General features: G+C 51.8%; 11 protein-coding genes. All 11 read left to right on the top strand.

Going from position 1 to position 12,993, the window contains the following annotated elements; all coding sequences use genetic code 11:
* Positions 1–5 precede the first annotated feature (5 nt).
* The 11 genes from M493_RS09280 to urtE all read left to right on the top strand — a co-directional run bounded on the left by M493_RS09280 (position 6) and on the right by urtE (position 12,951).
* Positions 6–698, top strand: a complete 693-nt coding sequence (locus M493_RS09280; protein WP_020960065.1) for a response regulator — start codon at positions 6–8, stop codon at positions 696–698.
* A gap of 92 nt (positions 699–790) precedes the next feature.
* The gene (locus tag M493_RS09275; RefSeq protein WP_041267927.1) at positions 791–1,726 is read left to right on the top strand and encodes an AEC family transporter; all 936 of its coding nucleotides are present in this window, start codon (positions 791–793) and stop codon (positions 1,724–1,726) included.
* Between the two features lie 657 nt (positions 1,727–2,383).
* A complete protein-coding gene (locus M493_RS09270) occupies positions 2,384–3,400 on the top strand; it encodes a LacI family DNA-binding transcriptional regulator (protein ID WP_020960063.1) in 1,017 nt (338 codons plus the stop codon).
* 17 nt (positions 3,401–3,417) lie between these two features.
* Positions 3,418–4,977, top strand: coding sequence for a gluconokinase (gntK, locus tag M493_RS09265; protein ID WP_020960062.1), 1,560 nt, complete (start codon positions 3,418–3,420; stop codon positions 4,975–4,977).
* A 119-nt stretch (positions 4,978–5,096) separates the two neighbouring features.
* Positions 5,097–6,446 (top strand): GntP family permease, encoded by a 1,350-nt coding sequence (locus M493_RS09260; protein WP_020960061.1) that lies wholly within the window; start codon positions 5,097–5,099, stop codon positions 6,444–6,446.
* Between the two features lie 117 nt (positions 6,447–6,563).
* Entirely contained in the window at positions 6,564–7,961 is a 1,398-nt protein-coding gene (locus M493_RS09255) for a methyl-accepting chemotaxis protein (protein WP_020960060.1), read from the top strand.
* Between the two features lie 289 nt (positions 7,962–8,250).
* On the top strand, positions 8,251–9,507 hold the full coding sequence (urtA, locus tag M493_RS09250) for an urea ABC transporter substrate-binding protein (RefSeq protein WP_020960059.1): 1,257 nt from the start codon (positions 8,251–8,253) through the stop codon (positions 9,505–9,507).
* 61 nt (positions 9,508–9,568) lie between these two features.
* A complete protein-coding gene (urtB, locus tag M493_RS09245) occupies positions 9,569–10,462 on the top strand; it encodes an urea ABC transporter permease subunit UrtB (protein ID WP_020960058.1) in 894 nt (297 codons plus the stop codon).
* Between the two features lie 11 nt (positions 10,463–10,473).
* Positions 10,474–11,532 carry an urea ABC transporter permease subunit UrtC gene (urtC, locus tag M493_RS09240; RefSeq protein WP_041267926.1) on the top strand — a complete coding sequence of 353 codons (1,059 nt, stop codon included), beginning with the start codon at positions 10,474–10,476 and terminating at the stop codon, positions 11,530–11,532.
* Positions 11,507–12,271 carry an urea ABC transporter ATP-binding protein UrtD gene (gene urtD / locus M493_RS09235; protein WP_020960056.1) on the top strand — a complete coding sequence of 255 codons (765 nt, stop codon included), beginning with the start codon at positions 11,507–11,509 and terminating at the stop codon, positions 12,269–12,271. Before urtC ends, urtD begins: the two co-directional genes overlap by 26 nt.
* Positions 12,250–12,951: an urea ABC transporter ATP-binding subunit UrtE gene (urtE, locus tag M493_RS09230; RefSeq protein WP_020960055.1), complete on the top strand. Its 702-nt coding sequence runs from the start codon at positions 12,250–12,252 to the stop codon at positions 12,949–12,951. The genes urtD and urtE overlap by 22 nt, the downstream gene beginning before the upstream one ends.
* Positions 12,952–12,993: the final 42 nt, after the last annotated feature.

Raw genomic sequence — 12,993 nt, 5'->3', positions numbered from 1 at the left:
ATCCGGTGTTGTCGATTCGTGTACTGATTATTGAAGATGACCGCCGCATTGCGGAAATCAATCGGCGCTTTGTGGAAAAAGTAGAAGGATATGAAGTAGCGGGGATTGCCACGAACGCTGAGGAGGCCAAAGAATTGACGGAGGTGCTGCGGCCGGACGTGTTATTGCTTGACGTCTATTTTCCGGATATGAACGGCCTTTCGTTTTTGAGATGGGTTCGTGAGCATTTTTCCGATATTGATATCATTATGATTACGGCGGCCCGGGAAGTAGATGTACTGAAACAGGCGCTGCATGGCGGGGTATTTGACTACATCATCAAGCCGATTTTGTTTGACCGTTTTGTAGAAACGTTAAACCGATACAAGGAGTATTATGACAAAATGCAGCGGTGGGGAAAAGAGAAAGAGTGGATCGGCCAAGAGGACGTTGATGAACTAATCGGAAGAGAATTCACTGCCAGAGAACAGACGGCGTTGCCTAAAGGCATTCAGCCATTGACCTTAGAAAAAGTGTTAACGGTTGTGAGACAGTGCCCAGAAGGCATCACCGCCGAGGAAGTGGGGCGGCAAATCGGAACCAGCCGGACGACGGCCCGCCGTTACTTGGAGTATCTCGTCTCCGTCGGCCAGGTGACGGCCGATATTGTTTATGGGTCGGTCGGCCGCCCAGAACGTGTCTATCAAAAAAAATCATAGAAAAAGGAAAGCATTTCAGATAACAGAATGCGAATCAGGAAAGTGCACACGGACATGGAGCTGATTGATCCAAAGAAAGCGGGGGAGAGGTGTTGGCTGTTTTTAGTGGCATTTTGCTTCAGGTGATGGTTCCGATGTTGTTGATTGTCGGCTTGGGCGCATGGCTCCACCGCTTATTTCGTTTTGATATGAGTACGTTGTCCAAGCTGAACATGTATGTTCTGTTGCCGGCCGTCGCCTTTATCAATGTGTATGACAGCGAGTTGAATGGAAAGGTGTTGGCAGCCATCGTAGGGTTTCTTCTGTTGCAAAACGGCGGGCTGATGGTGTTGAGTATGGTGACGGCAAAACTATTGAAGCTGGAACGAAGTTTGTCGGCGGTGTTTCAAAATACGATTGTGCTGAACAATTCCGGCAACTTCGGCATCCCCGTCAGCCAGCTCGTGTTTCACCAGCAGCCGCTCGGGGCGGCGATTCAAATCATCGTCACCATCTTTCAAAATTTCTTGACCAATACATATGGAGTGTATCAGTTTGTGTCAGGAAACGGAAAAAAGGGGAAATGGGCCGCTGAAATATGGAAAAATCCAGTTCTTCACGCCTTGTTGCTCGGTGTGATCTGCCGATGGCTTCATCTCCCTATTCCGTCATTTTTGTGGACACCGCTTCAGCGGGTTGCCGACGCGTTTTTAGCCATTGCTCTTTTTACCCTAGGCGCGCAAATTGCCTATGCCCGGTTTACTGCCTTGCCGCTGCTTGTGTATGCAAGTGTGTTGGGGCGTCTCGTTTTGTCGCCGCTGTTGGCTGCGTCTTTGATCTTTCTATTAGGAATTGATGGCGTGACGGCTCAAGCGTTGCTCATTGCCAGTTCCTATCCGTGCTCGCGCAATACGGCGCTGTATGCACTCGAGTATGACTGCCACCCAGATTACGCTGCCCAGGCGGTGTTGGTGTCGACCTTGTTGAGTGCCATTACCGTGACCGGCGTTGTGTATGCGGCCCGATTGTTGTTTCCGATTGGTGGATGAAAACGGAGACAAGCACAGCATGGTGCTATTTTGTGGTCATTCAAGCGACTCGCTACACCTTATTATTTAGCGGACGAAACGATTTTCCTCAATCGAAGGCATTGCCCTTAGCGAACAAGCGAGGTTCGCTTCGGTCACCGTTGCAAAGTGTCAAAGAGCAAGGAGGCAGAACCATCAGGGCTTTGTGAACTACCCACCACCTACGCTTCGCTTAGAGGTGGGGGCTTCAAGCGACTTGTGTGTGTTCGCTGAACGGTAAGCCACACACAAGAACCCTTTACGCTTCCCTTCGTTCCGAAGGTGTCCGTTCTAGCCATATTCTATCATATTCGTTGGCTAACGCCAACCGAAATTCATCTCCCACTTTCACTGGTGCTGGCGCACCTTCACGTTTAGAAGTAGGAGACTTCTTTCGGAGGGAAGTTAAAATTTGTCGTCGCCCTCGATCATGTCAAAACCCCGAGAGAGGCGACGACAATCATGGTAGGTGTTCGAACCTTACAGTCCTTCAAGGGAAAGAGATCGACAAAATGTTTGAAACATGATATTTCGGCGAAAAAATATTGTAAACCGCTTTCACTTGGTTTATAATAAAGCTAAACCGGTTTATGAAAACGCTTTGAACTAAATCGATTTAGTACGAGAGAGGGATCCCTTTTGAAAAAAGTAACGATGGCCGATGTCGCGAAATTGGCCAACGTTTCGAAAAGCACGGTCTCGCAATATTTGAATAAACGCTATGAATATATGAGTGAGGAAACGAGAAAGCGCATCGCCGAGGCGATTGAAGAGCTTGGCTATCAGCCGAATGTGATCGCCCGCAGTTTGAAACAAAAGACGACGGCGACCATTGGCGTAATTGTTTTTAATATGCTTCATATGTTGACGACGCAAGTGCTGCACGCCATTGAGGAAGAGTGCCAAAAACGCGGGTTTCAAGTCATTGTCTCCAACTCCGGCGATGATCCGGAAAAGGAGAAAAGGTATGTTGACATGCTTCTGGCCAAGCAAGTCGATGGGCTCATTATCTTTCCGACAGGTAAAAATGAAGAGGTGTACCGCCGTTTAACGGCTGAACGTTTTCCGCTTGTGTTTGTGGACCGGATGGTGCCAGGGGTGGAGGCGGACAGCATCTTGCTTGACAACCAAAAGGCGGCCGAGATGGCGGTGGATTATTTGGCTTCCCAAGGATATGACCGCATCGCCATCGTCACCCCGCCGCTTGTCGCCCACAACGTGCCGCGGATGGAGCGGTTGGAAGGGTTTCGGGCGGCTATGCGCAAAAGAGGACTGGACGTTGAAGATGGGAACATCATCGCCGCTGATCCGGACGCGCTGCCGGAAGTGTTGAAACAACGGTTTGCCGAACCGAAGCGGCCTAATGCCTTGTTTGCGATCAACGACTTGACGCTGATGGGGGTTTTGCGGTTTGTGAAAGACGCAGGGGTTCGTGTGCCGGATGAGGTGGCGATCATCAACATCGATGATGTGCCGTTTGCCGATATTTACACGCCGGCGTTGACAACGATCGCCCAGCCGACGTTTGCGATGGGGAAAAAAGCGGCGGAGCGCGTGTTTGAACAAATGAAAGCGAAAAAAGCCGACGGTCCGCGCGTATTTCGTTTCTCCCCGACATTGATGGAACGGACATCGATCAAACGGGAGAAGAAGTGAAGAAGGGAGGAGAAACGATGGCGATTCATGAGGACGTCGTCATTGGAATTGATATTGGAACGACAAGCACAAAAGCGGTTGTGTTTGACGGGCGGGGGAAGGTGCTGGCTTCTCACGCCGTCGACTATCCGATCATCCAGCCGCATCCGGGGTTTGCCGAGCAGGATCCCGATGAACTGTTCGCGGCGGTCGTTCAAGCCGTCGGGGCGGTGACGGTCCGCCACGGCATCCGCCCAGAACAGGTGAAAGCGATGGGTTTGAGTGCGGCGATGCACTCGATTATGGCGCTTGACGAGTCGGGCCGGCCGCTCACCCGCCTCCTCATCTGGGCGGACAACCGAAGCGTGGCTCAAACGGAGCGGCTGTGGAAAGAGCAAAACGGGCTTGCCATTTACCGGCGGACCGGGACGCCGATCCATCCGATGTCGCCGCTATCGAAATTGCTTTGGCTCAAGGAAGAGCAGCCGGACGTATTTCAGCAAGCACGGCGGTTTGTGTCGGTGAAAGATTACGTGTTGCACCGTCTGTATGGCGACTATGTCGCTGACCATTCCATGGCATCGGCGACGGGTTTATTCCGATTGGACACGCTCGATTGGGACGAGGAGGCGCTCGCCCTTGTCGGCATCCGCCGCGACCAGCTGCCGCGGCTCGTTCCCGCCACGCATATCATGACTGGCATGAAAAGAGAATGGGCGGAAAAAATGGGAGTCGCTCCGGATGTGCCTGTTGTCGTCGGAGCAAGCGACGGCGTGCTCGCCAACGTCGGCGTCGGGGCGGTGCTCCCAGGTGAAGCGGCCATCACGATCGGAACGAGCGGGGCGGTGCGGACGATTGCGGCAAAACCGACGACCGATGAAAAAGGGCGGACGTTTTGTTATGCGTTGACGCCCGGCTATTGGGTCGTCGGCGGACCGACGAACAACGGCGGCATTTTGCTTCGCTGGCTGCGCGACGAGTTCGGCGCCCACGAGCGGGAAGTGGCGAAAAAGCTCGGCATGGATCCGTATGACTTGTTGACGAAATACGCGGAACGCGTCCCGCCGGGGGCGGAAGGGCTTGTGTTTTTGCCGTTTTTGTCGGGCGAGCGGGCGCCGTACTGGAATGCGAACGCGCGTGGGACGTTTTTTGGCCTTGGCCTTCATCATAAGCGCGAGCATTTCATCCGCGCTGTCATGGAAGGCGTCTGCTTCAGCATTCTCTCGGTCGCTTTAGCCATTCGCGATGTCACGGGGCCGATGTCGGAAATCCGCGTCTCGGGCGGATTCGCCAAGTCGCCGTTTTGGCGGCAAATGCTTTCTGATATGCTCGGCAAACCGCTCATCGTGCCGCAGACGCACGAGGCGTCGGCGCTAGGGGCGGCTGCCGTGGCGCTTTACGCGTTAGGCGAGCTGCCGTCGCTGGAAACGGTGAAAACGTGGATCGACACAACGGCCCGCCATGAGCCGAAGGAAGAACATACGCTCATTTACGCTGAACTGTTTGATTTGTATGCCCGCTTGTATGAGCGATTGAAAGAGGAATTTGACATCATCGCTGCGTTTCAGCGGCGGAGTGGGGAAAGGGAGGAAGACTAAATCGATTTATCTGGCTATGATCGGGCGCTAAATCGATTTAGCCCTTTCCTTCAAAGATCTGAAAACGTTTGCTTTGTTCACTAAATCGATTTATCTCAAAGATAAAGGGGGAGCTTGTGATGGAAATCGCCATTGTTGTTGCTGCTATTATCGTGTTATTATTGCTCATTACTATGGCGAAAATGCATCCGTTTGTCGCACTCATTTTAGTGTCCGTCGGCGTCGGACTGGCGATGGGCATGCCGCTTATCGCGCCGTCTCCGGAAACGCCGGGCATCATTGACTCGATCAAGGCGGGGCTTGGCAACACGCTCGGCTTTTTGGCGATCGTCTTGGCGCTCGGGACGATGCTCGGCAAAATGATGGCCGAATCAGGCGGCGCCGAGCGCATTGCGAAAACGTTGATCGACCGCTTTGGCCAAAAACGCGTCCATTGGGCGATGATGGTCGTCGCCTTTTTAGTCGGCATTCCGGTCTTTTTCCAAGTCGGGTTTGTCTTGCTTATTCCGCTCGTCTTTACGATCGCGATGGAAACGGGCATTTCACTTGTGACGATCGGCATTCCGCTTGTCGCTGGTTTGTCTGTCGTGCATGGGCTTGTCCCGCCGCACCCAGCCGCGATGGCGGCAGTCGGCATTTTTAAGGCGGATGTCGGAAAAACGATTCTTTACTCGATCATCGTCGGCTTGCCGACCGCCATTATTGCCGGTCCGCTGTATGGCAAATGGATCGGTTCGCGCCTGCACAAAACAGTGCCGGCGGAGATTGCCGAACAGCTTGTGCAGCATAAAGAAGCGCGGGAACTCCCGGGGTTTGGAAATACGTTGTTTACGATTTTGCTTCCGGTCATTTTGATGTTGATTGCCTCTGTCGCGAACGTAACGCTTGATCAAAAGTCCGAAGCAGCGAAAGTGTTGCGCTTTATCGGCGACCCGATTGTTGCGCTCTTGATCGCGACGGTTTATTCGTTCTTCAGCTTAGGCTACGCCCGCGGCTTCAACCGCGATGCTGTCTTGAAATTTGCCAACGACTGCCTCGGCCCGGTCGCGAACATCCTGCTTGTCATCGGGGCGGGCGGCGCATTCAACAAAGTGCTGCTTGATTCCGGCATCGGCGAACAAATCGCGGAAGTGGCGAAACACTCGCACTTCTCTCCGCTCCTGTTAGGCTGGGGCATTGCGGCGCTCATTCGCGTAGCGACGGGATCGGCGACCGTCTCGATGATGACCGCTGCCGGCATCGTTGCCCCCATCGCGGCTACCATGCCGGGAACGAATATGGAACTGCTTGTCTTGGCGACCGGCGCGGGTTCGTTGATCTTGTCGCACGTCAATGACTCCGGCTTCTGGATGATCAAAGAATATTTCGGCATGACGGTGAAAGAAACGCTCATGACATGGACAGTCATGGAAACGATTATTTCGGTGGTGGCGTTTGTCTTCATTTTGTTATTGAATATGGTTCTCTAGCCTTTTCCAGGCAAGACGCTCGTTTTTAGAAGAACGGGCGTCTTATTTTTATATGTCCTTTTGTTATATTTTATATTATAATTATGTAATAGAAAATGACATAAGGAGTGACGCCTGTTGATTTTTGCGAGACGTGCGGAACGAAAAATAAAGCGCGAACTGGATCAGCCTCGACGTGAGGAAACGCAGGGAGGACCGCAACAAATTGCAAGGCAAATTGTTGTGGCGGTTGATCAGCTCAAAGCAGCGATGGAACAGATGAAGATGGCGGCACTTTCGCTGAATGACATTTCCGATTCAAGCCGGAATAGTGCGGCAGAGCTGATGGACCATAGCGAGAAAACGGTGGAGTATACGGAAAAAGTGGCGAACAAAATGCGAACAATCGAGGAGGCGGCTAGGGAAATCGCTGCATCTTCGCGTGATATGTATGCGAGCAGCCAGCAGTTTTCCGAACATTGGCTGCATTCATGGAATTCATTGGAGACGTTGCAAAAAGAAATTCGAACACTGCGCTCCCACCATGAAACGCTATTGGAACAAATGGACCATCTCGTTCATCATTCGCGACGCATCAATGAAATTATATCAGCGATCGGCGAGATTTCGCAGAAAACGAAAATTTTGTCGCTCAATGCCAATATTGAGGCGGCTCGTGCGGGAGAACATGGGCGTGGGTTTGCGGTCGTCGCGCGGGAAATCGGCATGTTGGCGAATCAAACGTCGGAAGCTGTCCAGCAAACACAGGATATTTTGTCCCTTATTCAACGCGAAATCGCAGCGACAACCGATATCGTTCGCGAAGAAACAAAGCAAATCGATGTCGAAGAGAAAGAAATGGAAGCGATTATGTCGTTCCTTCATTTGCTGCAGCGACAGCTGAATGATATGACGGACCTCGTCTCCTCTTCTGTCCGGTCAGCGTCTGGGCAGTCGGACAGCGTGAAAGAAATCGCCGGCCTGCTTGAAGAAATCGTGCAATTGAGCCGGGAAAATCAACGGTTTGTCGAGCGCGTGACAGCGGATATGAACGAACAGCATGAGAGTGTCGGACAGATTTTGCGTATTAACGAAGCGTTGCAAAAGACAGCGGAGGAGCTGCAGCAAACGGTCGGACGTGATTGGATGAGAGAAACGATTTCTGTCGATGATGCGGTCGTGAAAAACACGATTCAGAAACTATCGGCTTTGCTTCAGTCAGCTCCGTTGGAACAAATGGATGAGGCCATGCATCAACGCGTGCTGGATCGATTTTTATCTGAGAATGGAGAGATTGAGGCTGTCTGGTCGAATCGTCTTGATGGGGCGTTTGTCTATTCGAATCCGCCGGCGGGCTTGGTCAACGCCAAAGTCCGGTCGTGGTTTCAGGAAGCTTGTAGAGGAACAGTGTATGTTTCCGATCCGTATGTATCGGCATTGACGAAACATCTTTGCGTCACGGTGTCCGCTCCCATTAGGGATCATAACGGTCAAATTGTCGGGGTCATTGGAGTGGATTTGTCGCTTGTGAAATGAACGCTGCCCCAAAAAGGTGCATGTGTGCCTTTTTGGGGCATGTTTTGTTTTTCGACCTAGCTGATTGGTCGGAAGATGATTGATAATAAATATAACAAAAATATGTAATAAAATATGACAAATATGTTGAGTCCGTGAAACGTGGGCCTTATACTGCTAATCAAGAACAAATCCTCAACGTGGAGAACATGCATCGCTTTTGAGGAACAAGGGAGGGATGCGCTCTTTTAGATGAACGAGGGGCAGGAATTCATCGATGTTTCAAATGAATAGGGGGAAGGGTGTGCGAATGAAACCAGCATTCATGTGGAAATTATGGCTGCTTTTATGCGTCAGTGTTTTTGCTCTTGGGGGATGTGCGGCGTCATCAGCAGTGGATCAAGCCAAAAACGAGAATCAAAATGATTCATCTTCGGCTGGCAAAGAAGGGGATGTGGTCAAAGTAGGAATCCTGCACTCGTTAAGCGGAACGATGGCCATCAGTGAAGTGTCGCTTCGCGATGCGGAATTAATGGCGATCGAGGAAATCAATGCATCCGGAGGGCTGCTCGGCAAGAAAATTGAACCGATTGTGGAAGATGGAGCGTCGGACTGGCCGACATTTGCCGAAAAGGCGAAAAAACTGCTGCAAAGAGATCAAGTGGCCGCCATTTTCGGCGGTTGGACATCGGCGAGCCGCAAAGCGATGCTTCCGGTTGTGGAGCAAAACAACGGGCTGCTTTGGTATCCGGTGCAATATGAAGGGATGGAGTCGTCTCCGAACATCTTTTACACTGGGGCGACGACGAATCAACAAATCGTTCCAGCGGTCAGCTGGCTCCTGAAAAACCGCGGCAAGACGTTTTTCTTGCTTGGTTCGGATTACGTCTTTCCGCGGACAGCGAACAAAATCATCAAGGCCCAGTTGAAGGCCGAAGGCGGGCAAGTGGTCGGGGAAGAATATACGCCGCTCGGCCATACCGATTATAGCACCATTATCAGCAAAATCAAACAAGTGAAACCAGCTGTCGTCTTCAATACGCTCAACGGCGATAGCAATGTCGCCTTTTTCAAACAATTGAAAGACGCTGGCATCACACCGAAAGACGTGACGGTGATGTCCGTCAGCATCGCAGAAGAAGAAATCCGCGGGATCGGGCCGGATGTGTTGGCTGGTCACTTGGCTGTGTGGAACTATTTCCAGACGACCGATACACCGGAGAATAAGGCATTTGTTCAAAAGTATAAAGAAAAGTACGGACAAGACCGCGTGACCGATGACCCGATTGAAGCGGCGTATACGGCGGTTCATTTATGGGCCGAAGCGGTGAAAAAAGCTGGTTCCTTTGATGTGGATCAAGTGAAAAAAGCTGCAGCCGGCCTTGAATACAAGGCGCCGGAAGGAACGGTGAAAATTGACGGGGAAACGCAACATTTATGGAAAACGGTGCGCATTGGCGAAATCCAAGCGGACGGACAATTCAAAGAGTTATGGAATTCTGGCCAGCCGGTGAAGCCGGATCCGTATTTAAAAAGCTACCCATGGGGGAAAGGATTAAGTGAATAGTTGCATGGGGAGGAAGGCATGTCCTTCCTTCTTGCCCAGCGGACATGAGAGGGGGACGGCGATGTTTATTGACCAATTATTCAACGGGCTGAGCGTCGGTTCGATTTTGCTTTTGATCGCCATTGGGTTGGCGATCACCTTTGGATTGATGGGCGTCATCAATATGGCGCACGGTGAACTGATGATGGTCGGCGCGTACACAACCTACGTCATTCAACAAATCTTTGCCCATCATGCGCCGCAATCAGCGGGGATGTACTTTGTCATTGCCATTCCGTCGTCGTTTCTCATCGCTGCCTTGCTTGGGTGGGGGTTGGAAAAAAGCTTGATCCGCCATTTGTACCACCGCCCGCTGGACAGTTTGTTGGCGACATGGGGGATCAGTTTGATTTTGCAACAGACGGCCCGACTCATCTTTGGGGCGCCCAACGTGGCGGTTGTGCCGCCAAGCTGGCTGGATGGTGGAATCCGCTTGTTTGGGGCGGTGTTTCCGTATAAACGGTTGTTTATTCTCTGTCTTGTATTGGCGATCGTGTTCTTTCTTTATATGTATTTAACGAGAACAAGAGCTGGCCGACGCATTCAGGCTGTCACCATGAACCGGCCGATGGCGGCCTGTCTCGGCATTGCCACGCAGAAAGTTGATGCATACTCGTTTGCGATCGGTTCAGGATTGGCGGGGGTGGCGGGATGTGCGTTGACCTTGCTTGGGCCGATTGGGCCGACGATCGGCACGTACTATATTGTCGATGCATTTATGGTCGTCATTTTAGGAGGAGTGGGAAAACTGGCTGGGACGCTGCTGGGAGCGTTTGGCCTCGGCTTAATCTCCACCTTTGTCGAATATTCCACAAGCGCCACCATCGCCAAAGTCATTGTGTTCGTTCTCATTATTGCGTTCTTGCAATGGAAACCGTCCGGTCTTCTTAGCTTGAGGACGCGGTCGCTCGATTGAGGGGAGGAAGCATCGTGAACAAACGTTGGGGATACTGGCTGTTTTTCGTTGCTTTGTTTTTGGCGCCATTTTATTTAACGGAGTTTCGCCTGTCTTTGCTTGGCAAATTTCTTTGCTTTGCCATCGTGGCGGTCGGCATTTCTCTCATTTGGGGATATACCGGCATTTTGAGCCTCGGCCATGGGGTGTATTTTGGATTGGGTGCTTATTGCATGGCGATGTATTTGAAGCTCGAAGCTTCGCGAGGGCATTTGCCTGATTTTATGGAGTGGAGCAGCGTGCGCGAACTGCCGTGGTTTTGGAAGCCGTTTGCGCATCCTGTCGTGGCCGTCATAGCAGCGATCGTCTTGCCTGCATTGCTGGCTGCCCTATTAAGCTATTTCACGTTTAAAAATCGGATTCAAGGCGTCTATTTTTCTCTCCTTTCCCAGGCGGTTGTTGTCGTGTTTGTTACGCTGTTTATCGGCAAGCAAGAATGGACGGGTGGAACGAACGGCTTGACCAATTTTTCGACCGTGTTCGGCTTTTCGTTATCATCGCCGCTTACGCAAATTGTGTTGTATTGGCTGACAGCAGCTGTTCTTGCCCTCATTTTCGTTATGACGCGCCGTCTAACGACTGGTCGGCTAGGAAAAGTGCTCATTGCCATTCGCGACGCTGAAAATCGGGTTCGTTTTTTAGGGTTTAATCCGACCGTCTATAAAGTGTTTGTGTATAGTTTGTCAGCCGCCTTTGCCGGAGTGGCAGGCGCATTGTTTGTCCTGCAAGTCGGGCTCATTTCCCCGGAGATGATGGGGATTATTCCTTCAATCGAAATGGTGCTGTGGGCTGCTGTCGGCGGACGCCACTCGCTCATGGGCGCGATTATGGGCGCGATCGTCATGAACACGGCGAAAAGCTTTTTAAGCGAAAATTATCCAGATCTATGGCTGCTTTTGTTAGGCGCCTTGTTTGTCGTTGTTGTGCTGTTTGTTCCGAAGGGATTGGCGGGCATTTATGAATCGCTCGCTGCCGTTCGCATCAAAGAAAAAAGGGGGCATGAACGTGAAGCCCGTGTTGATGTGTCGTGACGTCGTCGTTGACTTCGATGGATTTCGCGCTTTGCAAGGCGTCGATCTCGCGGTTTACCCCCATGAAGTGCGATTTTTGATCGGTCCGAACGGAGCGGGAAAAACGACGCTGCTCGATGTCATTTGCGGGCGGACGAGAGCGACGGACGGGCGGGTGCTGTTTTTTTTCCATGACATCACGCAACGGCCGGAATATGAGATCGTGCAAATAGGCATCGCCCGGAAGTTTCAAAGCCCTTCCATTTTTCCGTTTTTGACGGTGTGGGAAAATATGGAGTTAGCCATGCGACAAGATCGGCGTCTGCGTTCCGTTTTGCGGGCGAAGTTGACTGGAGAAGAGAAAGAAATGATGGCAGCACAGCTAGAGAAAATTGGATTGCTCGATGAACGTCATCGCTTAGCGGGCTCACTGTCTCATGGCCAAAAGCAGTGGTTGGAAATCGGCATGCAGCTCATTCAGCGTCCGCAGCTCCTCCTATTGGATGAGCCGATCGCCGGCATGAGTGCGGCGGAGCGGGAGCGCACGGGGGAATGGCTCCATGAAATGGCCGAACATTGTGCGGTCATTATTGTCGAGCATGATATGGACTTTGTCCGCCGCTATTCCAAACAAGTGACAGTCATGCATGAAGGAAAAGTATTGTGCGAAGGATCGATGGATGAAGTGCAGCAAAACGAACAAGTGATCGATGTGTACCTTGGAAGGGGGAAAAACGCGTGCTGCGCCTCCGGGATGTAACGGCTGGCTATGACGGAAGTGTGGTGCTCGATCATGTTGACATGGATGTTCCTCTTGGTCGGGTGACGGCGGTCTTGGGCAGAAACGGGGTTGGAAAAACGACGTTGATGAAAACGATCATCGGGTTGATTCGCCCGATGTCAGGCGTCATCGAATGGGAGGGGGAAGATATCACGCGATGGCCGCCGGAGCGGCGGGCGCGAGCGGGGATCGGCTATGTGCCGCAAGGGAGGGAAATTTTTTCGGCGTTGACGGTGGAGGAAAATATTCTTCTCGGGCTGGAAGCGCAGGCCGAAAAAGTCCGTCCCCAGCCGACCCTTGATGAAATGTACGCGCTGTTCCCGATTTTAAAAGAGATGCGCCAGCGAAAAGGAGGAGATTTAAGCGGCGGACAGCAGCAACAGCTGGCCATTGCCCGCGCGTTGGCCGGCCGGCCGAAACTGCTCTTGCTTGATGAACCGATGGAAGGCATTCAGCCCTCGATCGTTGCGTTGATTCATGATGCGATTATGAAAATTGCCAAAGAAAAGCAGGTTGGCATCATATTGGTCGAACATAACGTGGAGCTGGCGTTTTCTTGTGCCGATCGTTTCTATATTTTGGATCGCGGCGCTGTCGTGGCGAAAGGGGATGTCGATGGGGCTGATTTGACTTATATTCAATCGTTTCTTGCTGTTTAAGCAGCAGACAGCGGTGTTAGCGAATGAGAGATTTTTTGAACC

This window comes from Geobacillus genomosp. 3, from assembly GCF_000445995.2.
GTDB lineage: Bacteria > Bacillota > Bacilli > Bacillales > Anoxybacillaceae > Geobacillus.
Note: the sequence above shows the minus strand (reverse complement) of the source record. Positions and strands in the feature narration are given on the sequence as shown.